Source organism: Arthrobacter zhaoxinii, assembly GCF_024385505.1.
Classification (GTDB): domain Bacteria; phylum Actinomycetota; class Actinomycetes; order Actinomycetales; family Micrococcaceae; genus Arthrobacter_B; species Arthrobacter_B zhaoxinii.
In genome coordinates, this window is sequence record NZ_JANFLT010000001.1 from 465,926 (window position 1) to 492,421 (window position 26,496).

Below are 26,496 nucleotides of genomic sequence, written 5' to 3' on the forward strand. Positions count from 1 at the left end.
GGTTCCTGCCCGCCCCGTTGCCCGCCGCGCGCCCTGCCGCCGTACCGAATCCGTCAGCGATCCTGTGTATTTGCTGAGGATTCCGTCCGCCCGGCAGGGCGTTTACGTGGGCGCACAGTGCGCGGTGTAGTTTGAAAACCATGAATCTGGACTCGGGAACCATCGCGATTATCCAGCTGGCCTGGTCCCGCCACCTGGGCCTGGCAGACAATGCCCTCGCAGAGACAGGGACCGGTGAACGCATTTACCGGGTTAACGAGCAGGCTGAAACCGCCTGCTTCCTGCGCCTTTTCGGCACCGAGGTGTTCAGCGGACCGGAATGGGCCGCAGACCGGGCCCGTTCCCAGAGCGCAGCGGAGCTTACCCGCGATTCCGGACTCATCAAGATGTCCATGGAACACGGCGGGAGGGTGCTGGGCGCCGAACAGCTGTTTTTCGCCGATGCCTTTCCCAGCATGGTTCCGCTCGAAGACCTCGCCGTAGCCTACGAACCGGACCTGGCCGCCGCCCTGGAGCGGCTCTGCCCTCCGGACGACGTGGCCGAGGCCTCGCTGGCCGGCAAGGAAGAAGTCTTTGTCCTGGTGGATGATTCCCTCGACACCCCCCGGCCGGTGGCCGGCGCCGGCTACAGCGTGACCGACGGCATCCTGGCGGATATGAGTGTGCTGACGGCGCCCGGCCACCGGCTGCAGGGACTGGGCAGCTACATCAGCGCGGTGGCCCTTGAAGACGCCATGGCCGGCGGCCTCATCCCGCAGTGGCGGGCCCGGCTGGACAACATCGGTGCCGCCAGGACCGCCGTCGGCTCAGGATTCATCCCGGCAGGCAGCCGGACTTCCGTAGCCCTGTCCGCGTAGGGCAGGGCTAGCCGAGCAGGTCCAGCATTTCCTGCCGCTTGAAGAAGCCGGCCGTGTCCCGTCCCGTGGGAGATCCGGCGTCGGGATCCGCGCCCGCCTCGACAAGGAGACGGAAGATTTCGACGTACCCCTTGAACGCGGCACCGGCCAGCGGGGTCTGGCCGCGGTCATTCCGGGTGTTGACGTCCGCACCGCGCTCCACCAGCAGTGCCGTGAGTTCTGCGTGCCCGTGGTACGACGCAAGCATCAGCAGGTTGTCCCCCGAACCGTTGGTCAGGTTCACCGGCACGCCTGCGTCGAGATAGTGGCGGATGCCTTCGGTGTCGCCGGCCCGTGCGGCGTCAAAGACCATGCCTGCAAGCTCAATAACGTCGTCGTCGATTTCGGGGCGGGATTCGGGGGTGCTCATGGCGCTCCTGGAGATATTGGTTTTCTTCGGCTGTACGTGGTGCAGGGGGAAGCGGGGTCAGCGCCGCGGCGCCTTCAGGAAGCCCGAGGCACGTCCTACCACTGCCCCTGCATCGGGGGCGACGATGGGTTCCTGCGCGGCCGCGTACAACTCACCGTCGTCGTTCACCACCAGCTGGACGGTCGGATCGACGGAGCGCTTCACCATGGCAAGGCCCACCGGGCCCATTTCGTAGTGCGCTCCGACGGAAGTCAGGGTTCCCACCTGACGCTCCCCCAGCAGAACCGGACTGCCGGCGGCCGGAAGGGTGTGCTGCGAACCGTCCAGCTGCAGGAACACCAGCCGGCGCGGCGGGTGCCCCAGGTTGTGGACCCGGGCCACGGTTTCCTGGCCCTTGTAGCAGCCCTTGGCCAGGTGCACTGCGGTGCGGATCAGGTCCAGTTCGTGCGGGATGGTCTTCTCGTCCGTTTCCGCTCCCAGCCGCGGCCGCCAGGCGGCGATGCGCAGGGCCTCGGAGGCCATGGAGCCGGCGAGGGTGCGGCCGGAGGCATCGATGGCGCTTTCGAACCCGGCGCGCGGAATCAGGTATTCGAACCAGGGCCGCTCGTATCCGGGGTGCTCGTCCTCCGGCACGGCGGTATAGGCAAATCCCCCGGTTCCGATGTGCGGCCAGGGATCGGTCCAGCGCAGGTACTGCTCCCACTGCGGCACCTCGGCGGTGGCACCGGCGACCGCCCACTGGTCAGTGACATCCGCGATGTCGACGCGGAGCATGAACTTCATCCGGTTCAGCCATTCGGTCAGGCCGGGCGCTTCGGCGGCCTCCACGAGCAGCCAGGCCGTGGCGCCGTCGTCAATGATCCGTGCGTCGTAATCGATGCGGCCCTGCACGCTGAGCAGCAGCAGTTCGGAGCTCACTCCGGGCTGCAGATCGGCCACCTGCTGGGACGACAGGGTGTTCAGCCAGCTGAGCCGGTCGGGTCCGGTAACGGTGACAACACCGCGGAAGGACAGGTCGACGACGGCGGTCCCGCGGGCGAGGTCGCGTTGTTCACGCAGCGGATCGCCGTAATGCGAGGCCGTACCGGCGTCGAGTCCGCCGGCTTCAACGGCGCCGTGGCGGGAGAGCAGGGGGCTGGAATACGTCATAACAGATGCAACGTCCTAGCGGCGCGGGCCTATTCCTGAGGCCCGCTTCAGGAGGTCTTGTTCAGGATGGCCGACGCATGGGCCTTGAGGGCTTCGCCCTCGGAAGCAACGTCCCAGCGCCAGTAGAGGTCTCCGTTAACCAGCCCGTAGATACGGGTGGCTGCGGAGTACTGCTTGGAGTTCACGCCCCGCATGACCACGTCCGTGGTGAGCTGGATCTGCGGTCCCTTGATCTGGCCGTAGTACAGCTCTGCGATGCCGCCCGGGTGGACGATGGTTGCGGTGATATCGAAGCCGCCCGCATCGTTGCGCAGCTCTTCGACCTCGTCCGCACTGCGGAGCGCGGGCACAATGTCCGCCGGTACCAGGCCGGGGCCGCCGTCGGCGTCATTGAGGGGACGGTCGAGGGCCCAGAAACCCGTTTCCACTGCCAGCGGCCGCAGCCGGGTGCCCTGCTCATCGGTGAGCCAGCTTTCCGCGGTGTACTGCAGGTACGGCAGGCCGTTCTGGGTGAAAGTGACCTTCTGGGCGAAGTGCTCCGAATCGGCTTCCCCCTCGCCCAGGCGTCCGGACCCTTCCCAGGTACCGATGAGCCAGGACAGCGGTACCAATTCCGGGGTCAGATCGGTGGGGATCTCCATTGGCATGGCGGGACCTGTCCTTCGGTATTACGGGTGGGAAGCCGGTGTTTGCTTCAGGCGGTGTTTACTTCTGGCCCTTGTACAGGCGGGAGACGACCAGTGCAGCGAATCCGGCCATGCCGAGGCCGGTGATGCCCAGCAGGGCAATAAAGAAAATTTCGAGAGCAACCATGGCTACATCCTAACGCGCGGAAGGAACAGTTTCCTTTCCGCCATTCGATCATGACAGGCACCCGCGGGCAAAAACCATGCCCGCCGAGGCCTAGGAAACCAGGAGCCTGCCGAGGAAGTAGACCACGGATCCCAGAACGAGGACCGGGGCCAGGCCCAGTGCCAGCTTTCCGGCAGCGTTGGACGCGTCATTCCGGGAAAGGGCCAGACGGCGGAAGGCCATCACGACGGCGGCAATCACCACGCCGCTGAACGCTGCCACGTGCCAGGGAATGCCTGCAACGACCAGTGCCACCAGGGATGCGGCCAGGCCGCCGACGAGCAGGCCCAGCGGTGCAGCCATCCGGTCCGGAAGCGGAATCAGGGACACGGCAACGGCTGCCAGCGCGGCGCTGCCTGCCACTGTAAGGAGCCCCGGATCCCCGTCCGTGCCGGCCAACCGGGCGGCGGCCACCCAGCCGGAGCCCAGGGCGGCAACCAGCACGCCGGAGATGATGCCGACGATGGACTCGAGGCGGTGCGCCTGTCCCGTGCCGCGGAGCAGCTGGATCAGGAAGACGGCGCCGACGCCCACCGCGACGGCGGCCGGCAGCCAAGTCAGCATGGCCGCGGCGGGCGCGAAGTACGTTGCGGCCACTGCTGCTGCACCCACCAGACCCAGCGCCGCACCCTGCGTCCTGCGGACCGGCACCCCTATCAGGTGCGGCCAGCAGACGCCGGTCAGGAGGGCGGCCACGCCGCTGATCACTGCCACCGCGGGCACGGACACGTAGGAAGCGCTCACGATACCGATAATGGCAAGCGCCGCCGGCACCGCTAAACTCCAAAGTTTCACCCTAGTTATCCTGCCTTATTACGGCCTCCAGAAGAAAAGCGACAGGCCCGGCAGCTCGATGGGTATACTTCGATCACTTCAAGCCAAGCGGATCGGCGAAGAAACGTGCCCAACGATGTGCGCCCAACACTCGGAGGACCTATGTCGCACATTTTGCTCCTGACCAACAGTTCCGGTGCTTCTGTGCACATCCTTCCTGCCCTGGAACTCCTTAACCACAAGGTCCATGTGGTGCCGGCGGAACCGACGGCCCTGCTGGATACCGATCCCAGCGACGTGATCCTGGTGGATGCCCGCAGGGACCTGGTCGGTGCGCGTTCCCTGACCCAGCTCCTGAAGGCGACGGGCCTGGGCACCCCGCTGATCCTCATCCTCACTGAGGGCGGAATGGCCGCCGTCGCCCCGAATTGGCTCGCCGACGACGTCATCCTGGATTCGGCCGGTCCCGCCGAACTGGAAGCACGGCTGCGGCTGGCCTCGGCGCGGGGCGCCGCCGAGGCACCGTCCACCGAGATCCGCGCCTCCGGCGTCGTCATTGACGAGGCCAGCTACACCGCCCGTGTCAACGGAACGGCCCTGAACCTGACCTACAAGGAGTTTGAGCTCCTTAAATACCTGGCGCAGCATCCCGGCCGGGTCTTCACCCGCGACCAGCTGCTCCACGAGGTGTGGGGCTACGACTACTACGGCGGCACCCGGACCGTGGACGTGCATGTCAGGCGGCTGCGGGCAAAGCTGGGACCGGACCACGAGACCCTGATCGGCACGGTCCGCAACGTCGGCTACCGGTTCACCCGGTCCCGGGCGGAAACGGCGGCAGCCGCCAGCCAGGACGCCTGACTCCTTGCCCTGCACTCGGCGCCGCCCCTGCGGAGCCGCACCGGCCGCGCTAGGCTTTCGTCATGAGTGAAGAACCGCAGACAGCCTGGCCCGTGGTCGAGACCCGTGGCACGCCCGAGCCCGCCGCCCTCGCCGACATCCTGCAGCTGGCGTCCGCCGCGCAGGACGCCGACGGCAATCCGCCGCTCTCCGAGCAGACGCTCGTGGACCTGCGGTCCCCCGGCGCCGATCCGGACACGCTGTCCGTCTTCACCACCCATGCCCTGGACACCGGCCCTGACACCGGCAGCGGACAATGGCTGGCCGGGGTTGCCGTCCTGATCTCCGAAACCCCGCAGGACCCGGGCGTACTGGAACTGGTAGTGCACCCGAACTACCGCAGCCAGGGCGTCGGCACTGCCCTTGCCGCCGCCGTGCAGGACTCGGTGCGGAACACCTCCTCCCCCGGCGAAGGCGACCCCCGGCCCGCTGCCTGGTCGCACGGAAACCACGAGGCCGCCGTCGAGCTCGCTGCCCGCTTCGGCTACCGGCCCGTGCGCGACCTCTGGAGGATGCGCCTGAGCCGGTCCAATGCCTCCCTGCCTGAGGCGGAATTCCCGGCGGGGGTGTCGCTGCGTGCCTTCGAACCCGGCCGCGACGAGCAGGCCTGGCTGGACGCGAACGCCGCCGCGTTTGCGCACCACCCCGAGCAGGGATCCATGAGCCTTGCAGACCTGCAGGCCCGCATGGACGAGGACTGGTTTGATCCGGCAGGTTTCCTCCTCGCCGTGGACGACGACGGGAAGATCCTCGGCTTCCACTGGACCAAGGTCCACCCGGGCACCGGCGGACACCCGCCCATCGGGGAGGTCTACGTGGTGGGCGTTTCCCCCGAGGCGCAGGGCCGGGGCCTGGGCAAGGCCCTGACCGTGGCCGGCATTGAGCACCTGCACGCCGCGGGCCTGGACGCCGTCATGCTGTACGTCGATGCCGACAACACGCCCGCAGTCGCGCTGTACCGGCGGCTCGGCTTTGTCCGCTGGGACCAGGACGTGATGTACGCACCCGCATAGGGTGAGCAGCTTGTAATGTTGTTTGCAGGGCCAGGCGGTCCGCCCGTACCGCCTGCCCTGATCCGCCGCCAGCACCCCAGGGAGACACTATGAGTTTCGATACCGACGCCGAGCCCCGGTCGACCTTTGGGTCCGCAGAGGCCATGTCGGCACCGCGGGCCACCCAGGACCGCATCGACATCCCGGACTTCGGTCCAGCCCTTGTTCCCAGCGGGGAGATCACTCCGGAACGTTTCCTGGACCGGGAGATCAGTTGGCTGGACTTCAATGCCAGAGTGCTGGAACTGGCCGAAGATCCGGATCTGTACCTGTTGGAACGGGTGAACTTCCTGTCCATTTTCGCCTCCAACCTCGACGAGTTCTTTATGGTCCGGGTTGCCGGACTCAAACGGCGCATCGCCACCGGGCTGGCCGTCCCCTCCGCTGCGGGCATGAGCCCGATTGAACAGCTCGAGGAAATCGTGGCTGCCGGCTATCAGCTGCAGCAGCGCCATGCGGACGTCTTCGCCCACCAGATCCGCCCGGCGCTGGCGGAGGAACAGATTTACCTGGTCAGCTGGGACGAGCTGGACGATGCCGCCAAGGCGAGCCTGCACAAGCAGTTCGCGGCGAAGGTCTTCCCCATCCTGACCCCGCTGGCCGTGGACCCTGCCCACCCCTTCCCGTACATTTCAGGCCTTTCCCTGAACCTGGCCGTGGTGGTGCGCAACCCGGTGAGCGGCAAGGAGTTCTTTGCCCGCGTCAAGGTTCCCGACCAGCTCCCCCGGCTGATCTCCGTGGACGGTCCCCGCGCCGGAAACGTCGCCGGCCGCACCGCCCGGTTCATCACGCTCGAAGACGTTATTGCCCAGCACCTGGACCAGCTTTTCCCCGGCATGGACGTCATTGAGCACTACACCTTCCGCGTCACCCGCAACGAAGACCTTGAGGTGGAGGAGGACGACGCCGAGAACCTCCTCCAGGCCCTGGAAAAGGAACTGCTGCGCCGCCGTTTCGGACCGCCCGTGCGCCTGGAAGTCACCCCGGAAATGAACCCCAACATCCGGGAGCTGCTCGAACGCGAACTGGGTGTGGAGTCGGACGAGGTCTATGTCCTGCCCGCACCGCTGGACCTGCGCGGCCTTTCCGGCATCAGCCGGATCGACCGGACGGACCTGCACTACCCGAAGCAGGTGCCGCACACCAACCGGCACCTGAAGGAGTCCGAGACCTCCAAGCCGGCGAATGTGTTTGCCGCGATGCGCCGCCGTGACATCCTGCTGCACCACCCGTACGACTCCTTCTCCACGTCCACGCAGGCCTTCCTGGAGCAGGCGGCCGCCGATCCGCGCGTGCAGGCCATCAAGCAGACGCTGTACCGCACCTCGGGCGATTCCCCCATTGTCGACGCGCTGATCGACGCCGCCGAGGCCGGCAAGCAGGTCCTGGCACTGGTGGAAATCAAGGCCCGGTTTGACGAGCAGGCCAACATTTCCTGGGCGCGCAAGCTCGAGCAGGCCGGCGTGCACGTGGTGTACGGCATTGTGGGCCTGAAGACGCACTGCAAGCTGTCCCTGGTGGTCCGGCAGGAAGTGGACGGACTGCGCCGCTACTGCCATATCGGTACGGGCAACTACCACCCGCGCACGGCCCGCTATTACGAGGACCTGGGCCTGCTGACCGCGAACGAGCAGGTGGGCGAGGACCTCACCAAGCTGTTCAACCAGCTCTCGGGCTACGCCCCGAAATCCACGTTCAAGCGCCTGCTCGTGGCCCCTCGGTCCGTCCGGTCCGGCCTGATCGACCGGATTGAGCGCGAGATTGCGAACAAGAAGGCCGGGCTGAACGCGCGGGTGATCATCAAGGTCAACTCGATGGTCGACGAGGCAATCATCGACTCGCTTTACCGTGCCTCCCAGGCCGGGGTACAGGTGGACGTGATTGTCCGCGGCATCTGCTCTGTCCGCCCCGGTGTGCCGGGACTGAGCGAGAACATCACGGTCCGCTCCGTGCTTGGCCGGTTCCTGGAGCACTCCCGTGTGTTCGCCTTCGCCAACGGCGGGGACCCCGTGGTCTTCATCGGCTCGGCGGACATGATGCACCGCAACCTGGACCGCCGGGTTGAAGCCCTGGTCCAGCTTGTGGCCCGTGACGACGTCGCCGACCTCATCGCCCTGATGGACCGGTACATGGACCCGGGCACGGCCAGCTGGCATCTGGATCCGGAAGGCACCTGGACCCGGCACCACAAGGATGAGGAAGGCAACCCGCTCCAGGACGTACAGTCTTGGCTGCTGGCCTCACGGTCCCGCCAGCGTTCGGTGGCCCGGCGCTAATGGAGGCAATGCAGTCCCCGGCCCCCGCAGCTCAGGAAGACACCCCCATCAAGGTGGTGGCAGCGGGGGCCCTGTGCTGGCGTGTGCGTGAAGGCAGGCTCCAGGTCCTGATGATCCACCGGCCCCGGTACGACGACTGGTCCTGGCCCAAGGGCAAACTGGATGAGGGCGAGACAACCCCCGAATGCGCAGTGCGCGAGGTCCGGGAGGAAGTGGGCCTGCGGATCAGCCTCGGCATCCCCCTGCCGTCCACCGTCTATCCGGTGGGCTCGGGCATGAAGATGGTGCACTACTGGGCATCCCACGTGGATTCGGACAAGGCCCGGCCCGACGGCAAGGAAGTGGACGGAACGCGCTGGTGCAGCCCGGAAGAGGCTGCCGAAGCACTAACCAACCCCACGGACAAACTGCCGCTCGAGGAACTCGTGGCGGCCTACAACGAGCAGCGGCTGAGGACCTGGCCGCTGATTGTGGTCCGGCATGCCAAGGCCAAGCCGCGTTCCGCGTGGACCCGTGCCGAAGGGGAACGTCCGCTGGTCGCCACGGGACTGCGCCAGGCCATGGCCGTCTCCCGGCTGCTGGTGTCTTGGCGGCCCAAACGGGTGGTCTCCAGCCCCTGGGTACGCTGCGTGCAGACCGTCCGCCCCTATGTAAAGGCCGAGGGCTCCAAGTTCAAGACGGTCGACGCGCTCACGGAGCACAACGCCAGGCGCAAACCCGGAAAGGCCCGCAACGCCGTCGAGGGTCTGTTCGACAAAGCCAAGCCCGTGGCGGTGTGCACGCACCGGCCGGTGCTGCCCCTGGTCTTCGACGTGCTGGCTGCGCACATGCCCGTGGACATGGCCGCCGGACTGCCGGCCAAGGACCCGTATCTGGCCCCGGGCGAGTCCGTCATCTGCCAGGTGAGCAGCGCGGACGAGGGACGGATTGTGTCCCTGGAAAAATACCGCGCGTTCGACGACTAGCGGCGCCGGTTGCTGTGGCCGCCGTCGCATTCCGGCAGCCTCCGGACTGACCTGTTCTAGACTGGCGGGGTGAGTATTCCTACCCCCTATGAAGACCTGCTGCGCGACGTTATGGCCAACGGAACGCAGAAGTCGGACCGCACCGGCACCGGCACGCGCAGCGTGTTCGGCCGCCAGATGCGCTTTGACCTGAGCGAATCCTTTCCGCTGATCACCACCAAGCGGGTGCACTTCAAGTCCGTTGCCCTTGAGCTGCTCTGGTTCCTGCGCGGCGACTCCAATGTCCGCTGGCTGCAGGAGCGCGGCGTGAGCATCTGGGACGAGTGGGCGGATGACGACGGCGAGCTGGGCCCGGTTTACGGCGTGCAGTGGCGTTCCTGGCCCACCCCGGATGGCGGGCACATTGACCAGATCGCGAAGCTGGTGGAAGGGATCCGGAAGAACCCGGATTCCCGCCGCCACATCGTCACGGCCTGGAACCCGGCCGAGGTCGAGAACATGGCCCTGCCGCCCTGCCACGCCCTCTTCCAGTTCTACGTTGCGGACGGGAAGCTGTCCTGCCAGCTGTACCAGCGTTCAGCGGATACCTTCCTCGGCGTTCCGTTCAACATCGCCTCCTACGCGCTCCTGACGCTGATGGTCGCCCAGCAGACCGGGCTGGAGCCCGGCGAATTCGTCTGGAGCGGCGGCGACGTCCACATTTACGACAACCACGTGGACCAGGTCCGCGAACAGCTCAGCCGGGAGCCCTTCCCGTATCCCCAGCTGCGCATCCGCCGCACCCCCGAGAGCATCTTCGACTACACCCTGGAGGACTTCGAGGTCCTCAACTACCGGCACCACCCCGGCATCAAAGCGCCGATTGCCGTCTGAGAGGACCTGCATGAGCTCCCCAGCACCCATCCCCACCCGCTACTACCCCGTAGGCGGCGCAGCCCGTGACGGCGAAGACCTGGAGCAGGTCCTCGCCCGGCACGGCACGGTACCCGACGGAGAGCCGCTGATCGGCCTGGTGTGGGCCCAGACCGTCGACGGCGTCATCGGGCTCGACGGCGGCATGCCGTGGCACCTGCCGGAGGACATGGCGCACTTCAAGGCCACGACGTCGGGACACCCGGTGATCATGGGCCGCCGGACCTGGGAGTCCTTCCCCGCGGCGTACCGTCCGCTGCCCGGCCGGACCAACATCATTGTGTCCTCCAGCCCCGGGCTACGGGACGAAGCAGCAGGGGCCGGCGCCGTCGTCGTCGGCTCATTGGAGGATGCCCTGGCGGCGGCCGGCACCAGTCCCGGCAGCGGGGAGATCTGGATCATCGGCGGTGCGCAGCTGTATGAGGCTGCCGTTCCGCTGGCCAACACCGCGGTGGTGACGGTGATCGACATGGAAACCGAAGGCGACACCTTCGCCCCTCCCCTGGGACCGGACTGGACCTTCACCGGCGTCAGCCCGGCCGCCGATTGGTACACGTCCGCCAACGGCACGCGGTACCGGATTGCCCTCTCGACCCGGAACCGCGAGGCCGCCGGCCGTGACGCAGACAACGCAGACGCAGCCGCACCGCTGGCCTAGAGTGGAAACCATGACTTCTTCCCCCGTTTCCCCTGCAGGCATTCCCACTGCGGGTTTCATCGGCTGGCGCGGCATGGTCGGCTCCGTCCTGATGCAGCGTATGCAGGACGAAGGCGACTTTGACCTGATCAACCCGGTGTTCTTCTCGACCTCCAACGCCGGCGGCGACGCGCCGGCCTTCGCAACAGGTGCCGGGCCGCTGCAGGATGCGTACGACGTCGACGCGCTGGCCAAGCTGCCGATCATCGTCACCGCCCAGGGCGGAGACTACACGGCGGAAATCTTCCCTAAACTGCGCGCAGCGGGCTGGGACGGCATCTGGATCGATGCCGCTTCCACGCTGCGGATGGAAGACGACGCCATCATCGTGCTGGACCCGGTGAACCGCGAGGTCATCGACGCCGGACTGGCCCGCGGCGTGAAGAATTTCGTGGGCGGCAACTGCACGGTGTCCTGCATGCTGATGGGCCTGGGCGGACTATTCCGCAACGGCCTGGTCGAGTGGGGTACCTCCATGACCTACCAGGCGGCCTCCGGCGGCGGCGCCCGGCATATGCGCGAACTGCTCAACCAGTTCGGAGCGCTCAACGCTGCGGTGGCGCCCAACCTCGCCGATCCGGCCTCGGCCATCCTGGAGATTGACCGTGCGGTCCTGGCCCAGCAGAAAAACCCCTCCATGGACTCCTCCCAGTTCGGCGTGCCGCTGGCGGGATCCGTCATCCCGTGGATCGATGCGGACCTGGGGAACGGCATGTCCAAGGAAGAGTGGAAGGGCGGGGCTGAGACCAACAAGATCCTGGGCCGCGGGACCGCCGGACGGATTCCGTTCGACGGGCTGTGCGTACGGATCGGTGCCATGCGCTCCCACTCGCAGGCCCTGACCCTGAAGCTGACCGAGGACCTCTCCGTGGCCGAGATCGAAAAGATCATCGACGCGGACAACGAGTGGTCCAAGGTGGTGCCCAACACCAAGGAAGCCACCATGGCCGAGCTGACTCCGGTGGCGGTGACGGGCACGCTGGACATCCCCGTGGGCCGCATCCGCAAGCTGGAAATGGGGCCGGAGTACATCAGCGCGTTCACCATCGGAGACCAGCTGCTCTGGGGTGCTGCCGAGCCGCTGCGCCGGATGCTGCGCATCGCCACCGGCAACCTCTGATTTTCCCTTCCCCACCGGGTCCGCCTCCTTCGGGAAGCGGTCCCGGTCCGGGTTAAGGGGCGATGGCGGAACTGGCGGCGAGGTGACGGGCGGTAGCGCCGAGGACCGGTTGGTGGCTTAACCTACAGGGCCTCAAATTGTCAGTGCCGGGTGGCATGGTGTCCGCATGGAGCAGCAAAGCGTGGATGCCATCCTCAACACTTTCTTCACCTTCAGCTGTGTCGGAAAGCAGACCCCCACCCGGGCCCGCTATCTCCGTGTGGCCCTGCAGCTGCGCCGGTATCTGGAGGCCGAGGGGTTCGGCATCCTCGGTGCGGAGGACCGGGCGCTGCTGGCGCTTGAGCAGAGCCTTGAGCCGGAGGCGGCCTTTGCCCGGCTGTTCGGCGCCCACGAGCTCGCCTATGCCCTCAGCGGGTTCCTGGAGCCGGAGTGGCTGCTGCCGGACCTGCAGGACCGGCGGACCCAGGTGGCCCTGACACCGCGGCTCATCCAGTGGCTGTGCAACAGCTGCCTGCTGGACGCACGCCGGGACAGTCCTGCCATCCGGAGTGCGCGGGCAGCCGCCGCGCAGGCGCGGAAGCGACCGGCACGGGAGTAGTCCTGCAACTTGTGCAGCGGCTAATCCCAGCCGGGCCGGCAGCGGGACTCGTTAGAGCGTGCAGTTCACCAGCAGCGGCTCGGGGTGGAGCCGGATGCCGAAGGCCTTCTCTACGCCGGACGCGACCGCCCGGGCGACCACCAGCAGGTCTTCGGCAGTGGCCTCACCGCGGTTCGTCACAGCCAGGGTGTGTTTGGTGGACAGTGAGGCCCGCCCGCCGGTCCCGTCTTCCGGTGCCAGCCCGAAGCCCTTGCGGAAACCGGCGTGGCTGATGAGCCAGGCCGCGCTGAGCTTCACTCTGCCGGGCTCCGCCACGGGGTAGCGGGGGGCGTCGGCGGGCAGTTGTGCCGCCGTCGCTTCGTCCACGATGGGGTTCGTGAAGAAGGAACCGGTGCTGTAGGTGTCCGGGTCCGAAGCATCCAGGACCATACCCTTGCCTGCCCGCAGCTGCAGGACCTCGCGGCGCACGTCCACGGCGTCGGCGCGTTCGCCGATGTCCACACCCAGTGCCCGGGCCAGCTCGGCGTAGCGGACCGGGGCGCTGGTGGATCCCTTGGAGAGGGCAAACTCCACGGTCAGCACCACGTAGCGGGGCGATCCGTTGACCGTGCTGCGCTTGAGCACCGAGTCCCGGTAGCCGAACCCCAGGTCTGCATTGGCGAATTCCACCACCGTGCGTTCTTTGCGGTCCCAGGCGCGCACCGAAGTGATGGACTGCGAGACGTCGGCGCCGTAGGCACCCACGTTCTGCACCGGCGTCGCCCCGGCCAGTCCGGGAATGCCGGACAGCGCCTCCAGGCCGGAGTAGCCCTGGGACAGCGTGTACGCGACCAGTTCGTCCCACGGGTGCCCGGCCTCGGCACGCAGGACGGCCGTGCCGTCGCCGGCCTCACGGAGGTCCACGCCGCGGCTGGCGATGTGGATGACGGCGCCGTCGAACCCGTCGTCGGAAATCAGCAGGTTGGAGCCGCCGCCGATGATCAGCAGGGGCTCCCCCGCTTCATCCGCGGCGCGGACGGCAATGATCAGTTCGTCTTCGGTTTCCGCCTCGAGGTAGCGGCGGGCGGGGCCGCCGACGCGTGCCGTGGTCAGGGAGGCCAGCGGCATCCGGGTCAATGCTGTCACCAGATCCGCACCACTGCCTGGGCCTTGACCAGCACCTTCTGGCCGTTGAACGTCACCGTGAGGTCAACGCGGGCCGTCGAGTTGTCCGCGTCGATGGCTCCGATAACTCCCACCACCTCCACGACCGCCCCGGGGGCGCCGTCGATGTCCTCCACCAGGACCGGCCGGGTGAAGCGCGTCTGGTAATCGATCACCGCTCCCGGGTCGCCGATCCAGTCGGTCACCAGCTGGACGGCGGTGCCCATGGTGAACATGCCGTGTGCAATGACGCCGGGCAGTTCCACCCCGCGCGCGAAGCGCTCGTTCCAGTGGATGGGGTTGAAGTCGCCGGAGGCACCGGCGTAGCGGATCAGGTCCGCGCGGGAGATTTCCAGCGCGGTGGAACCGATCTCGCTGCCCTTGGACAGTTCACTCAGTGCAATGGACATAGCGGTTACTGCCCCTCTCCGCGGACGAGGATGGATGAAAGGGTGGTGGCTACCTGCTCGCCCTCGGTCGTGGAGATCTCCGCGCGGGTGGTGATCAGGGCGCCGTCACCCATCGCCCGGACGGCGTCCACGTGCAGCTCGGCCACCAGTTCGTCTCCGGCCACGATGGGACGGTGGTGGGTGAAGCGCTGGTCGGCGTGGACCACCCGGGAGAAGTCGATGCCGGCGTCGGGATCCGCGACCAGCAGTGCATCGGCACGCTGGGCAACAATGATGGCGAAGGTGGGCGGGGCGACAAGGTCGGCGTAGCCCAGCTCCTGCGCACGGGCGACGTCGAAGTGGGCCGGGTGCGTGGCTTTGACGGCCGTGGCGAATTCGCGGATCTTTTCACGGCCCACGGAGTATGCCGCCCCTGCCGGGTAGGTGCGGCCCAGGAGTTCGGGGTTGATGCTCATTTGTTGCCTTCCATGCCCTTGATACGGCGCCGGGTATCCCTGGCGCGGACCACCATGCCGGTCAGGTGTGTGCTCAGGCCCACCACAATCAGGGGAAGGGCAATGTACATCAGGACCTGGTTGTCCAGGACCGCTCCCAGGAGTACCAGCAGCACCCCGGCGCCGCTGATGGCCAGGGCGCTCACGACAAGTTTCCGGTACAGGGGCGAGCCGGTTTCCCAGGGGGTATTTAGCATGTCTTCAGAATACAGGGGCGGCCGGGGCGGCTTAGAACAGCGCGGCCTGCAGCGCCGGGACCGCGGTACGGAAGGGGCCGTACTCCAGCCGTCGGCCCTTCAGCCGGGACAGATCCGCGGCGAACAGGGTTTCCTCGCCGTCCACCCGGACCAGGGCCGTGGCGCCCAGGACCGCCGATATGACCATGCCGTGCTCCCCGGCTCCGGGATCGCACGGATACAGTTCACACGGCGTGTCCAGGACGGTGGCGAACTGGGCCGGCGGCTCCCAGACTTCGTCGGCCGTCCGGAACCCGGTAACCCCCGTGTCCGCCAGCATGGTCCGCACCGACTCGGCAGCTTCGGCGTTGCGGGCATCCAGTTCCCCGGCGGCCAGCGGGCGGGTCAGCGCTGCCGTTTTGGTTCCAGCCCGGACTGCCTGCTGCAGACCCACTACGGCGGTGACGGCGTCCTCCAGCACCCGCACCACCATGCCGTCGCCGGCCCGGGCAACGTACCGGGCGCAGACCGCCCCCTGCTCGATCAGGCGGAGCTGTTTGCGTCCGTCCGCGGCAGTGCCGACCTTGGTGGACCCGTCGGCGAACGTGGCCACGTACAGCCAGTGCGGCTGCTCCAGGTAGCGGCGCAGCGCCTCGGGGATGTTGTCCGCACGGTGGCTGTTGTGGATGCCGCGCACCTCGTCGCGGATGAAGCAGCTGCTGCACTGGTAACCGCGCTCGGCGGGAGCCTGTCCGGGACAGGGCGTGTGGGACTGGACGCCGTCGTTCACCTGCCAGGAGCCAAGGCAGAACTTCCCGTTCCCGTTGGTGTCCGCCAGGACACGGAACCGGAGTTCGGTGCCCGGGGAAAGCCGCTGCCTGGAAGGCGTCCCGTCGGGCCGGTACAGTACCAGATTCGGTCCGGAGGAGTCCCAGGACGTCCCCGAGCACAGGAACCTGCCGGCATCGGCGGACGCTGCGGTGCTCCCGGCTGCGGGCATGGTGGACCTCCCGGAAAACGCCAAAAGGGTGGGATAACGTTTTTCACGTTACCCCACCCTTCGGCGGTGTTTCGGGAGGCGTCAGGCGTGCTGGCCCGCGTGTTCCCCTTCTGCGATTTCCTCAACGAGCTTGTCGTTGAAGGCCGGCAGATCGTCCGGGTTGCGGCTGGTGACGAAGCCCTGGTCCACCACCACTTCCTCGTCGGTCCAGTTTGCGCCGGCGTTCTTCAGGTCCGTTGCCAGCGTGTGGTACGACGTCAGATCGCGTCCCTTGACGACGCCGGCCTCGATCAGCAGCCACGGGCCGTGGCAGATGGAAGCGACGGGCTTGTGCGCCTCGAAGAAGGCACGGGCAAACTGCTGGGCGTTCTTGTCCACGCGGAGGAAGTCGGCGTTGACGACGCCGCCGGGCAGGACCAGCGCGTCGAAGTCGCTCGCGTCGGCGTCGGCAACGTCCAGGTCGACGGTGAAGGTTTCACCCTTGTCCATGCCGTCGAACCCCTGGACGGTGCCCTTCTTCGGGGACACGAGGACCGGCTGTCCGCCGGCACTCTTCACCGCTTCCCAGGGGCTGGTCAGCTCAATCTGCTCCACGCCGTCGGTGAGGAGGAAAGCTACCTTCTTGCCGGAAATGTCGTGCTCTGCCATGGGAACTCCGTTCGTTTCAGCTGCGGCGGAAACATTCAGCCGCAGCGGTTCTTCTACGGTGGTGGTGATCGATCCGGAAACCTTCCGGTTCCCGCTATGGCCACCCTATGGAAAACCGGCATTGATAAGCAACCTTATGGAGCTTCCGGCGAGCGGGGCCAGGCAACGAAAAAACCCTCGGAATCCTAGGATTCCGAGGGTTTGTCCGTAGCGGTGGGGAGGCTCGATCTCCCGACCTCACGATTATGAGTCGTGCGCTCTAACCAACTGAGCTACACCGCCAAAAATGAGTGAAGCCCGCCCTACCTAGGCCTCTGCAAAACAAACAGCCTTAGCAACGCGGGCCCTCCCATTGAGAGCCCCGACCGGGAATCGATCCCGGGACCTCCATCTTACCAAGATGGCGCTCTACCACTGAGCTATCGGGGCAACGACATAAAACTCTACCAGCACTTTTCGGGAACATGAAATCGAAACGTGCCATATCCGGGAAAGGTGACCAGCGACACTTTTCCACCCGTCCGACACACGGTCCGGGACGGTCCCAAAAGTGAGCCCGGGAACCATTTTGTCAGTATGCTTATGCTACGAGAAAGCGAGGGCACGTGAGCATAGTGCCGAACCACGTTTCAGACGGCCTCTTCCTGGGTGGAAGATACCGGCTCCTGAATCAGATCGGGGCAGGTGCCATGGGCACCGTCCACCGGGCCAAGGATGAATTCCTCGGCCGCGACGTAGCGGTGAAGATCATCCGCCCGTCGGCCACCAGCGACGTGGACCTTCGGCGCAGCGACGCCGAGGCCAAGATCCTGGCGCGCCTGAACCACCACAGCCTGGTCACCCTGCTGGATGCCGGGTCCGACTCCTCCGACCCGGACTCGCCGCTGATTTATCTTGTGATGGAACTTGTCCAGGGCCTGGACCTGCGCGAGCGACTGAAAGAGGGCGCACTGCCCCGCCGGCAGGCCGCCCTGCTGGGGTATGACCTGGCCATCGGCCTGGAGTACATCCACGACAACGGCGTGGTGCACCGGGACGTGAAGCCCGCGAATATCATGCTGTTCGACTACCGCAGCGCCGATGCCCGTATCCGGGCCAAGCTCACCGACTTCGGTGTCGCCCTCGTGGCCAATGATCCGCAGTCACAGCACGGCACGTTCTCCGGCACCGCGGCGTTCATGAGTCCCGAGCAGGCCCGCGGAGAACAGGCCGGCCCGTGGAGCGATGTCTATTCCCTGGGCCTGGTGCTGCTGCAGTGCCTCACCGGGAAACCCGCCTTCCCCGGTCCCGCCCTGGAAAGCGCCCTCGCACGCCTCCTGAGGGACCCTGAGATCCCGTTGGAGCTCGGTTCTGACTGGGAACCCCTGCTGCGGGCCATGACCGCACAGGACGCGGCAGAGCGCCCCAGCGCCCATGACGTCTCCCAGGTCCTCTATGACATGATCGTCGCCGCACGCGGCCGGCACCGCGTGAATCCGGAAATCCTGCCCGCCGATGAAGCGCAGCGCATGGATGCGGTGCGCCGCTACGAGCTGCTGGACACTCCCCCGGACGGTGCCTTCGACCGGGTCACTGCGCTGGCATCCCGGCTCTTCGACGTGCCGGTGGCCATCGTCAGCGTGGTGGACACGGACCGGATCTGGTTCAAGTCCCACCACGGCACCGAAGCCGTGGAGATTGGCCGGGACCCGGGCCTGTGCGCCTCTGCCATCCTGCAGGACGGCGTCTATGTGGTCGACGACGCCCGGCGGGATTCGAGGACGCTGGCCAACCCGCTGGTGGCCGGGGACTTCGGCCTGCAGTTCTACGCAGGCGTTCCGCTGCAGACCAGTGACGGGTTCAATCTGGGCACGTTCTGCATCCTGGACACGAAGCCTCGGACTTTCTCCCCCGAGGACGAGGCAACCCTCTCGGACCTGGCCGCGATTGTCATGAACGACCTGGAAATGCGCCTCGAGAGCCGCCGTGCCGGCGGGTCGGGGCAGTAGCCGGACGAGCCAACCGGACAAACAACCACCCGGACAAACAAAAGAAGAAGGGCGCCTCCCGCTTCGGGAGGCGCCCTTCTTCTTGTCCGGCACTGCGGTGCGGCGCCCTAGGCTACGGGCGCCGCTGCTTCCTAGTCGCGGAAGCGGGGCTTGCGGGCACCGGTGGCGGCAGCGTCGCGGAAGCCGCCTTCACGCTTCTTGAACGGGCGGTCGCTGCCGCGGTCCCCGAAGGAACGCTCGCCGTCGCGCTTCTTGAAATCCTTCTTGAAGCCGCCGCGGTCGGCGCGGTCGTTGAAGCTGCCGCCGCCTTCACGCTCGCGGGCCGGCTTGCGACCCTTGTCCAGCTCGAGGTGGATCAGCTCGCCGCCGATCCGGGTGCGGGACAGGGCACGCAGCTGATCCTTGGACAGGTCAGCGGGCAGCTCCACCAGGGTGTGGTCGGCACGGATATCGATGCCGCCGATCTGTGCGGAGGACAGGCCGCCCTCGTTGGCAATGGCGCCGACAATCGAGCCGGGCAGGACGCGCTGGCGGCGGCCGACGGCGATGCGGTACGTTGCATTGCCTTCGGTCAGCGGGCGCGTCGGGCCGCGGGAGCCGACGCCGTCGTTGCGGCCTTCGGAACGCTCGCGCTGGCGGGCCGGAGCCACCGGGATTTCCCGCAGCAGCAGGTCGCGGCCACCCTGGGCCATGACGGCCAGGGCTGCTGCAACGTCTTCGGCGGGAACTTCGTGCTCGGCCAGGTACTTGGTCACCAGGTCCCGGAACACCGCGATGTCCTCGGAACCGAGGGTTTCCGTGATCTTCTCGGAGAACTTGGCCAGGCGCTTCTCGTTGACAACGTCGACGCTGGGGAGCTGCATGTGCTCCACCGGCTGGCGGGTTGCCTTTTCAATGGCCCGCAGCAGGTACTTCTCGCGGGGGGTCATGAACAGGATGGCGTCGCCGGTGCGTCCTGCACGGCCGGTGCGGCCGATGCGGTGGACGTAGGACTCCGTGTCGTGCGGGATGTCGTAGTTGACGACGTGGCTGATGCGCTCGACGTCGAGGCCTCGGGCGGCAACATCCGTGGCAACCAGGATGTCGATCTTGCCGTCGCGGAGGGCCTCGACCGTGCGTTCGCGCTGCTGCTGCGGGATGTCGCCGTTGATGGCGGCGGCGTTGTAGCCGCGGTCCTTGAGCTTGTCAGCCAGGTCTTCGGTGGCAGCCTTGGTCCGGACGAACGCGATAACGCCGTCGAACTCTTCGGTTTCCAGGATGCGGGTCATTGCATCGAGCTTGTGCGGGCCCATGACCTGCACATAGCGCTGGCGGGTGTTGGCACCGGTGGTGGTCTTGGACTTGACCGTGATTTCCGCAGCGTTGTTCAGGTACTTCTTGGCAATCTTGCGGATGGCCGGCGGCATGGTGGCGGAGAACAGGGCAACCTGCTTGCTCGCCGGAGTGGAGGAAAGGATCTGCTCCACGTCTTCGGCGAAGCCCATGCGCAGCATTTCGTCAGCCTCATCGAGCACCAGGTACTCGAGGTTGGACAGGTTCAGGGAACCCTTGGCGATGTGGTCAATCACACGGCCGGGGGTGCCAACAACAACCTGGGCGCCGCGGCGGAGGCCGTTGAGCTGGGGGCCGTAGGCGGAACCGCCGTACACGGGAAGCACGGTGATGCCATCCATGTGGACTGCGTAGGAGGTGAAGGCTTCTGCAGACTGCAGGGCCAGTTCACGGGTCGGTGCAAGCACCAGGACCTGGGTGTCCTTGGTTGCCGGGCGGCCGGCGAGCAGGGACAGGGCGGGAACCGCGAAGGCCGCGGTCTTGCCGGTACCCGTCTGGGCCAGGCCGACGACGTCGCGGCCTTCGAGCAGCAGGGGGATGGTAGCTGCCTGGATGGGAGACGGCGTTACGTAGCCGACATCCTTCAGGGCTGCCAGGACGCGCTCGTCCAATCCGAAGTCACTGAACAGCACTGTGTTCTCTTCGGTTTCGGGAGTGGCATTTTCGACGTTGGTGTTTTCCAGCGTGGCTTCAGACAAGAGGTAATCCTCATTCAATCGGGGACCAGGCAACCAAGAGGCTGCGGGACGTAAGTCCGGCGCTGTTGCAATCCCAGGCAGGACTTTCCGTCACAGCTGTGGGCCGATTTCACTGGATTGTGTCTACGACCGGTGTGACGATTTCTTTGCCGGCGCTCCCCAAAAGATGAATCTGCCCGCATAAGAAATGCGGGCCCCAACACAACGTACCGTACGGGTTTCGGTGGTGATTTTCGATGAAAATCTCGATGAACCGCAGGAAAATAAGGGAATACCGGAGTGGGGGATGTTTTCCAGTGTACGGCATACCGGCGTCGGGTACGTGGTCCGGGGCGGTGACCTTGGGCACAGGGCCTTCCAACAGGTCTCCGGCCAGTCCCCGCGGGTGGACTTTCCCCGGCAGTCTAGGGCTGCGGCTCCGGGGCGCGCAGCAGCTCGGGCGGGTTGTTGCGCCACCACTGGCTGGGGCGGCTGCCCCAGTACCCCGCCAGCCACCAGGCCAGCAGTCCGATGCCCCAGAAGACACCGATGCTGGAAGCCATCAGCCATGGCTCGGGCAGCTGGGAGTCCAGGTTCGGCGCGTTGAACAGCTCGCCGATTGTCTTGGGTGAGTAGATGAAGATGACCAGCGAGGATGCGAGCAGGATGAGGCCGGCGATCCGCAGCTTCCGCTGCCCGGGACCGAGGTCCATGAGGTTCCGCGCCAGGACGGGGATGAAGAGGGCCACCCAGACCCAGTGGTGGGACCAGGACACGGGGGAAATCAGCAGCATCAGCAGTGCGGCGGCGGCCAGCGCGGTGAAGGTCTGTCCGCGGTTGCCGGCAATGCGGATGATGACGGCCGTAGCGGCAACGGCTGCCAGGGACAGGATCAGCCACGGGAGGTCGACGGGGAAATCCGGGCCGCCGAAGTGCAGGATCGCGCCCTTGATGGAGAGGTTGTCCACGTAGCCGGCCCCGCCGATCCGTGAGGTGTCAGGCAGCAGGTCCAGCCAGTAGGTGCGTGATTCGCGCGGGAGGATCAGGAACCCCAGGGCGAAGGTTGAAAGGAAGCCGTAGGTCATGTTGCGCAGCCCGCGCCAGTCGCCCCGGGCCAGGAAGTACAGGCCGAACACCAGCGGGGTGAGCTTCAATCCGGCCGCCACTCCGGTCAGCAGGCCGGTGGGCCAGCCCTCCTTCTTGATCACGAAGTCGGCCATGATCAGCCCGAAGAGCAAAATGTTGATCTGTCCGAAGGCCTGCGTTTCGCGCCACGGTCCGAACAGCACGATCAACCCTGTCCCGGCGATCGCCAGCGGCCGGAGCCAGGGGTGGCGGAGTACGTCCACCGCGCCCCGGCGGCGGAAGACATAGCGGACTGCCCAGACGGCGGTGGCTGCGGCAATGGCGATGGAGATCCCGGTGAAGATGTTCAGCCCCAGGCTCTGGCCGAACGGTGCCAGCACGGCAAAGACCAGCGCCGCGAAAGGCGGATAGGTGAAGAGCAGACTGCTGTCGGCGTCGTACTGGACCGACTTCGTATACAGTTCCCCGGCGGCGTCGAGGACGCTCTGCCCGCCGGAAAGGTAGACACTGAAGTCGAGGCCGTGGCGCGGCGACAAGTCGAAAGCTGTCCATACGAGCAGCCCGGCAAGTGCCAGCGCCCCCAGGGTCGCAACGGTCCGCACGAAGGCGGATCGGTGGATCTGGCCCATTGTTCTCCCTGCAAAGACGCCGGCCGCGCACGTGGCGCGGCATGGCGTTGTTCGGCGATATTGATCATGGCAAGTCTACCGGCCAGCCTGCCCCGCCTCCCCCGTCCAAAGGCAGGCGATAGGCTGGCCGGACCAGATCAGCAAGCGAAAGGTCCTCCATGTCCCCCGCGCTTCTAGCCCTCACCAATGCCCGCGTGGTTCCTGTCACGGGCGCCTCCTTCCACGGCACCGTCCTCATCGAGGACGGACGGGTCCGCGAACTGGGTCCCGACGTCGTTGTACCCGGGAACGCAGAGGTGCTCGACGCCGGCGGGCAGTGGCTGCTGCCCGGGCTCGTGGATGCGCATACCCACCTTGGCGTGCATGAAGAGGGCGAAGGCTGGGCCGGCAATGATTCCAACGAAATGACGGACCCCGTGATGGCCGGGGTCCGGGCGCTGGATGCCGTGAATCCCTTTGACACGGGGTTCGACGACGCCCTTGCCGGCGGAGTGACCACTGCGAACATCAATCCCGGATCCGGCAACCCGATCGGCGGGCAGGCAGTGGCCCTGCACACGCACGGGCGCTATTTGGAGGAAATGGTGCTGCGTGCGCCCAGCGGGCTGAAGTCCGCGCTGGGCGAGAACCCGAAGCGGATCTACAGCGACAAGAAGCAGACCCCGTCCACCCGGCTGGGCACGGCGATGGTTATCCGGCAGGCGTTTATGGAGGCGCAGAACTATCTGGGCAAGGCCGACCCGAACACGCGGGACCCTCATCTGGAGGCTCTGGCCATGGTGCTGCGCCGGGAAATCCCGTGGCGCCAGCACGCCCACCGCGCCGATGACATCGGCACTGCGCTGCGCCTCGCCGAGGAGTTCGGCTACGACCTGGTGCTCGACCACGGGACCGAGGCCCACCTGTTGGCCGATGTGCTCGCCGAACGCGGCGTGCCGGTTCTGATCGGCCCGCTGTTCACTACCCGCTCAAAGGTGGAGCTGCGTGGCCGCAGCATGGCCAACCCCGGGAAGCTGGCGGCGGCGGGAGTGGAAATCTCCATCATCACCGACCACCCCGTAGTACCCATCAACTTCCTGATCTTCCAGGCCGCGCTCGCCGTGAAGGAGGGCCTGGACCGCGACGAGGCACTGCGTGCGGTGACCATCAATCCCGCTCGGGTTCTGGGCCTTGCGGACCGGCTCGGTTCGCTGGAACCGGGCAAGGATGCGGATCTTGTCCTGTGGAGCGGCGATCCGCTGGACGTTATGCAGCGGGTGCTGAAGGTGTGGATCGGCGGCCGCGAAGTCTACCGCTACGATCTTGAGGCCCGCGAACAGATTGTGGCGCCGCGCTGATGGGACCGGGTTCAAGCAAGCCCGCGGGTCCGGGCACTACTCCGTGGCGCACTCCCCCGCCCGGCATCATCCGTGCTGCCGGGGCTGCCTGGCTGGTGGCTGCCCTCCTGGTTGCCGTTGCGGGCGTTTCCTTTATTGTTTCGGCCCGGACCCAGCATCAGGACAGTGCTGCGCTGACCCTGCTGGGGATCCTTGCGTTGGTGCTCGCCGCAGTGAGCGCCTACAGCGTGCTGCGGCTGCGTTCAGGTAAGCGCAGCGCCCGGGAAACTCTGAGCAGCATCGGAGTGATTGCCGGGTTCCCGTTCCTGTTTCGCGGGCCGGCCCTCGTAGCCGTAGGCGTGGTGCTGCTGGTCTGCACGGCGCTGCTCTGGCTGCCGCAGAGCAACAAGTATTTCCAGCTTCGCGACCCGAAGAAGCGTAAGCCCCGCAGGCCCCGCTAGACCGGAAGCGGCAGGTTGAGGGGCACGGTATGCCCCGGGCGCTTTCGCATCGGCCAATTCGTTTATGCCGGGGAACACCCCAACCGTGTTTCTTATTTTCCAGCCGCTTCCTGAACCATAAAGGTCGCGCAGGCCAAATCGAGGCTTGTGTCCCGCTTACGCAGCTCCCTAATCAGGCGAACCTGGTCCTTTTGCAGGTCCAGGCCTGTCTCCCGGGCAACAGACTTGGTCCAAGCTACGGCAGCCTGGTCGGGGTCGGGGTGGCTGGCGAAAATCTCCCTGACGATTAGCCTCGGGTTCGCGGCCCGGTTTCCGAAGAGGTTCATAATTTTCTTCTCCACGTTCCAATAAGTTTTATCTAGGTGCGAAGTTAGCAGCGAAGAAGGTGTCATTGGAAGGCCCAGGAAAAGCCATTTGACAGCAATTTCCGAACGCGGGCTGTCGTCTCTGGCAGCTGCCGTGAAGAGTCGTCCGGGAATTTCTGCTTCCGCCCGAAAAGTCGCCGCTGCCGCGTTCAGTTCCCCAACCGTCACGACCGGTACTTGCGTCAGTGCGGCTGCCGCAGCGCGACTGCCTCAAGGGATGGTGTCTCCGCTCAGAACGGCGGCACCGATTCCGGTTCGGTCTGCCCTGAATCCTGTTGCTTGGGATCCTCTTGCTTGGAATCCCCTCCTTGATCCCGGCCCTGATCGCGACCCACATTCGGTGACGTATCCGGTGGCCCGAGTTCCAGAAAAGGTTCGGTCCGGTAGATGCGTCCGGCGGGTGAGGTCCACTCGATCACTCCGGGTATCGGTTGGGAGGCTTTCCAGTAACCCAGGGTCTTGAACCGATGGTGGCGGAGGCAGAGGTGTTCCAGATTCCCGTGGTCCGTAGGGCCGCCGCGCGCCCAGTCAATGGTGTGGTCGATCTCCGCGTTCGCCGTATTGACCCGGCAGCCGGGGAACCGACAGGTTCCGTCCCGTGCGCGGAGCCAGCGGCGGAGCCCGGCTGGTACTTTTCTGCGCCGTCCCACTCCCAGGATCTCTCCGGTCTGCGGGTTTTGGGCGAGTCCTGTCCAGCCGACGGCGTTCCGGGCGAGCCTGCGGGCTGCTTCAGCGCTGATGGGTCCGTAGCCGTGCAGTTCTGCCGGCTGGTTATCGGCTCCGAAGAGGGTTTCAGCGTTGATCAGGACCATAATCTCCGCACGCGGCACGATACCGCCGTCATCGCATCCGGTCCCGCCCGCGCCGCCGGCCCCGCCGGTCTCCTTACGGACGTCACTGCTGCCGGTCCCTGCGCTCACCAGTGTTGAGCCGACGCCGCCCATGAGCAACTGGGCGAGGATGTCCGCACGCAGCTGATCCGTGGAGCGGCTATCTCCGGCTACCTGTTCACCCCGTGCTGCGGTACTCAGGGTCGTGTAGATCTGCTGGGCTTCTTCTGCCCGTAGGTACGCGGACAGGCAGGACATGCCGTCTTCTTCCCGGTCCAGGGTGACCTTGCGCTGCTCGAACGCAGTCAGATGCCGTTTGGCCACGGTGTCCGGAAACTTCCTCTCGCGCAGCCGCCTGGCTTTACAGGCGAACTGGGCCCGGGTCTGGCCCTCCGCAGCCTTCAACAGATCGGCTTCAAACCCGGGCAGTTTCTCGGCCGGAACGTTCTGGCATTGATCCAGCACCACCTGCGCATGCTGGTAGGACAGCCGTCCTTCTTCCAGAGCCGCCAGTGTGGCGGCATGGGTGCTGCAGAGCATGCCCGCTTCGAACAACAGCCGCTGCCCGGTGACCTGCGGGACATTCAGGATGGCGGCGCATTCAGAAGCTGCGAGGCTGAACGCCATCCCGGGTTCGAGCCGCCCCGACGCGGCATGGAAATCGTCCCGGAAAATCTCCTTCATCCGGTTCATCAGGCGGGCCTCCAGCGCCTGTACCCAGGACATCGCATGCGCCATCCGGGACAGAGCTGCACCGACCGCCTGCTCGTCAAAGGATTCGAGGTTCTTCAACGAGAGTGTTCCGGTAAAACCGTCCGGATATCCTTCGGCAGGATTCCGGGCTTCGGTATCGGAAGCTGTGGGACCCCCGGAATCGGGGGCTGAACTGTCGGTTCGGAAATTGGGGGCGGTGGGAGCTCCGGGATTGGCTGGTTCGGAGACGGATGGGTCCGCAAGGCCAGGCCCGGCATCAGGTCCGGGATTTTCGGCCTTGGCGTCGCCCTCGGGGGCAGTGCCAGTGGGAGGGGCGGCATTGTCGTCAGCACCGCCGACAGGCGCGACAGTCAGTTCAGCCTGGTAAACCGACAGTGTGCAGGCCGCGCAGGGCGCATCCGCTTCAGCAGTCTGCCCTGCCGACTGCTGGTCTTTACTGCCCTGCTCTTCGGTTATTTGTTCGGTGTTCCCGAGCTGATCCATACCCTCAGGATTTCATCCGGCACTGACATTCCCGGCCCGAAAAGAGCCTCAAACCGGCGTTCCTGGAAACTCGGAATACCTGTCTTCCGAACGGCACTACCTAGTCATGAAAGGGCCATTGGGTTGGGCCTGAAACACCCAGTGGTTGCTCCCGAGGGGACCTCGACCGGAGCACCGGCAGCC

General features: G+C 66.3%; 26 protein-coding genes and 2 tRNA genes. 12 read left to right on the forward strand and 16 right to left on the reverse strand.

The genetic code is table 11. From position 1 onward, the window contains the following. The first annotated feature begins 140 nt into the window (after positions 1–140). Entirely contained in the window at positions 141–857 is a 717-nt protein-coding gene (locus NNX37_RS02135; protein WP_255790559.1) for a GNAT family N-acetyltransferase, read from the forward strand. Between the two features lie 7 nt (positions 858–864). Here NNX37_RS02135 and NNX37_RS02140 read toward each other — a convergent pair whose 3' ends face one another. The 4 genes from NNX37_RS02140 to NNX37_RS02155 form a co-directional block, all read right to left on the reverse strand. Continuing rightward, entirely contained in the window at positions 865–1,266 is a 402-nt protein-coding gene (locus tag NNX37_RS02140; protein WP_255790560.1) for an ankyrin repeat domain-containing protein, read from the reverse strand. Between the two features lie 57 nt (positions 1,267–1,323). Beyond that, complete coding sequence (gene ygfZ / locus NNX37_RS02145; protein WP_255790562.1) at positions 1,324–2,415, reverse strand: CAF17-like 4Fe-4S cluster assembly/insertion protein YgfZ; 1,092 nt, start codon at positions 2,413–2,415, stop codon at positions 1,324–1,326. Between the two features lie 47 nt (positions 2,416–2,462). Continuing rightward, positions 2,463–3,062 (reverse strand): nitrobindin family protein, encoded by a 600-nt coding sequence (locus NNX37_RS02150; protein ID WP_255790563.1) that lies wholly within the window; start codon positions 3,060–3,062, stop codon positions 2,463–2,465. Between the two features lie 256 nt (positions 3,063–3,318). Beyond that, complete coding sequence (locus NNX37_RS02155) at positions 3,319–4,011, reverse strand: hypothetical protein (RefSeq protein WP_255790564.1); 693 nt, start codon at positions 4,009–4,011, stop codon at positions 3,319–3,321. A 192-nt stretch (positions 4,012–4,203) separates the two neighbouring features. Between NNX37_RS02155 and NNX37_RS02160 the strand changes: the two genes are divergently transcribed. The 8 genes from NNX37_RS02160 to NNX37_RS02195 all read left to right on the forward strand — a co-directional run bounded on the left by NNX37_RS02160 (position 4,204) and on the right by NNX37_RS02195 (position 12,561). Next, positions 4,204–4,902 carry a winged helix-turn-helix transcriptional regulator gene (locus NNX37_RS02160; protein ID WP_255790565.1) on the forward strand — a complete coding sequence of 233 codons (699 nt, stop codon included), beginning with the start codon at positions 4,204–4,206 and terminating at the stop codon, positions 4,900–4,902. 62 nt (positions 4,903–4,964) lie between these two features. Further along, positions 4,965–5,954 (forward strand): mycothiol synthase, encoded by a 990-nt coding sequence (mshD, locus tag NNX37_RS02165; RefSeq protein ID WP_255790566.1) that lies wholly within the window; start codon positions 4,965–4,967, stop codon positions 5,952–5,954. Between the two features lie 89 nt (positions 5,955–6,043). After that, entirely contained in the window at positions 6,044–8,269 is a 2,226-nt protein-coding gene (locus NNX37_RS02170; protein WP_255790570.1) for an RNA degradosome polyphosphate kinase, read from the forward strand. 8 nt (positions 8,270–8,277) lie between these two features. Next, complete coding sequence (locus NNX37_RS02175; protein WP_407079903.1) at positions 8,278–9,234, forward strand: NUDIX hydrolase; 957 nt, start codon at positions 8,278–8,280, stop codon at positions 9,232–9,234. Positions 9,235–9,303: 69 nt separating this feature from the next. Beyond that, a complete protein-coding gene (locus tag NNX37_RS02180) occupies positions 9,304–10,107 on the forward strand; it encodes a thymidylate synthase (RefSeq protein ID WP_255790580.1) in 804 nt (267 codons plus the stop codon). Positions 10,108–10,117: 10 nt separating this feature from the next. After that, positions 10,118–10,804 (forward strand): dihydrofolate reductase, encoded by a 687-nt coding sequence (locus NNX37_RS02185; protein WP_255790581.1) that lies wholly within the window; start codon positions 10,118–10,120, stop codon positions 10,802–10,804. A gap of 10 nt (positions 10,805–10,814) precedes the next feature. Beyond that, complete coding sequence (gene asd / locus NNX37_RS02190; protein WP_255790582.1) at positions 10,815–11,963, forward strand: aspartate-semialdehyde dehydrogenase; 1,149 nt, start codon at positions 10,815–10,817, stop codon at positions 11,961–11,963. A 166-nt stretch (positions 11,964–12,129) separates the two neighbouring features. Continuing rightward, positions 12,130–12,561: a hypothetical protein gene (locus NNX37_RS02195; protein ID WP_255790584.1), complete on the forward strand. Its 432-nt coding sequence runs from the start codon at positions 12,130–12,132 to the stop codon at positions 12,559–12,561. Between the two features lie 51 nt (positions 12,562–12,612). Here the strand turns inward: NNX37_RS02195 and NNX37_RS02200 are convergent, their stop codons facing one another. The 8 genes from NNX37_RS02200 to NNX37_RS02235 form a co-directional block, all read right to left on the reverse strand. Further along, positions 12,613–13,677, reverse strand: a complete 1,065-nt coding sequence (locus NNX37_RS02200) for a UDP-N-acetylmuramate dehydrogenase (RefSeq protein ID WP_255790898.1) — start codon at positions 13,675–13,677, stop codon at positions 12,613–12,615. 5 nt (positions 13,678–13,682) lie between these two features. Further along, the gene (locus tag NNX37_RS02205; RefSeq protein ID WP_255790585.1) at positions 13,683–14,114 is read right to left on the reverse strand and encodes a MaoC family dehydratase; all 432 of its coding nucleotides are present in this window, start codon (positions 14,112–14,114) and stop codon (positions 13,683–13,685) included. A 5-nt stretch (positions 14,115–14,119) separates the two neighbouring features. Next, positions 14,120–14,569 (reverse strand): FAS1-like dehydratase domain-containing protein, encoded by a 450-nt coding sequence (locus NNX37_RS02210; RefSeq protein ID WP_255790586.1) that lies wholly within the window; start codon positions 14,567–14,569, stop codon positions 14,120–14,122. Continuing rightward, the gene (locus tag NNX37_RS02215; protein WP_255790588.1) at positions 14,566–14,805 is read right to left on the reverse strand and encodes a hypothetical protein; all 240 of its coding nucleotides are present in this window, start codon (positions 14,803–14,805) and stop codon (positions 14,566–14,568) included. The genes NNX37_RS02210 and NNX37_RS02215 overlap by 4 nt, the downstream gene beginning before the upstream one ends. A gap of 31 nt (positions 14,806–14,836) precedes the next feature. Next, positions 14,837–15,784, reverse strand: a complete 948-nt coding sequence (locus NNX37_RS02220) for a DUF2797 domain-containing protein (protein WP_304658997.1) — start codon at positions 15,782–15,784, stop codon at positions 14,837–14,839. A gap of 81 nt (positions 15,785–15,865) precedes the next feature. Then, positions 15,866–16,432 carry a type 1 glutamine amidotransferase domain-containing protein gene (locus tag NNX37_RS02225; protein WP_255790594.1) on the reverse strand — a complete coding sequence of 189 codons (567 nt, stop codon included), beginning with the start codon at positions 16,430–16,432 and terminating at the stop codon, positions 15,866–15,868. A 208-nt stretch (positions 16,433–16,640) separates the two neighbouring features. Next, positions 16,641–16,714 (reverse strand) — tRNA-Met (locus NNX37_RS02230). Positions 16,715–16,789: 75 nt separating this feature from the next. Further along, positions 16,790–16,861, reverse strand: a tRNA-Thr gene (locus NNX37_RS02235). 176 nt (positions 16,862–17,037) lie between these two features. Between NNX37_RS02235 and NNX37_RS02240 the strand changes: the two genes are divergently transcribed. Continuing rightward, complete coding sequence (locus NNX37_RS02240) at positions 17,038–18,420, forward strand: protein kinase domain-containing protein (protein ID WP_255790595.1); 1,383 nt, start codon at positions 17,038–17,040, stop codon at positions 18,418–18,420. A gap of 131 nt (positions 18,421–18,551) precedes the next feature. Here NNX37_RS02240 and NNX37_RS02245 read toward each other — a convergent pair whose 3' ends face one another. Beyond that, complete coding sequence (locus tag NNX37_RS02245) at positions 18,552–20,468, reverse strand: DEAD/DEAH box helicase (protein ID WP_455423607.1); 1,917 nt, start codon at positions 20,466–20,468, stop codon at positions 18,552–18,554. A gap of 386 nt (positions 20,469–20,854) precedes the next feature. Continuing rightward, positions 20,855–22,144 carry a glycosyltransferase 87 family protein gene (locus tag NNX37_RS02250; RefSeq protein WP_255790597.1) on the reverse strand — a complete coding sequence of 430 codons (1,290 nt, stop codon included), beginning with the start codon at positions 22,142–22,144 and terminating at the stop codon, positions 20,855–20,857. A 158-nt stretch (positions 22,145–22,302) separates the two neighbouring features. On the opposite strand from NNX37_RS02250, the gene NNX37_RS02255 reads away from it, so the two are divergent. Both NNX37_RS02255 and NNX37_RS02260 read left to right on the forward strand, forming a co-directional pair. Further along, positions 22,303–23,481: an amidohydrolase gene (locus tag NNX37_RS02255; RefSeq protein ID WP_255790600.1), complete on the forward strand. Its 1,179-nt coding sequence runs from the start codon at positions 22,303–22,305 to the stop codon at positions 23,479–23,481. Beyond that, positions 23,481–23,921 (forward strand): hypothetical protein, encoded by a 441-nt coding sequence (locus NNX37_RS02260; RefSeq protein ID WP_255790602.1) that lies wholly within the window; start codon positions 23,481–23,483, stop codon positions 23,919–23,921. The genes NNX37_RS02255 and NNX37_RS02260 overlap by 1 nt, the downstream gene beginning before the upstream one ends. 92 nt (positions 23,922–24,013) lie before the next feature. On the opposite strand, the gene NNX37_RS02265 is transcribed toward NNX37_RS02260, so the two are convergent. Together NNX37_RS02265 and NNX37_RS02270 are read right to left on the reverse strand one after the other, a co-directional pair. Next, complete coding sequence (locus tag NNX37_RS02265; protein WP_255790608.1) at positions 24,014–24,454, reverse strand: hypothetical protein; 441 nt, start codon at positions 24,452–24,454, stop codon at positions 24,014–24,016. A gap of 62 nt (positions 24,455–24,516) precedes the next feature. Then, on the reverse strand, positions 24,517–26,313 hold the full coding sequence (locus NNX37_RS02270; RefSeq protein ID WP_255790612.1) for a DUF222 domain-containing protein: 1,797 nt from the start codon (positions 26,311–26,313) through the stop codon (positions 24,517–24,519). Positions 26,314–26,496 lie beyond the last annotated feature (183 nt).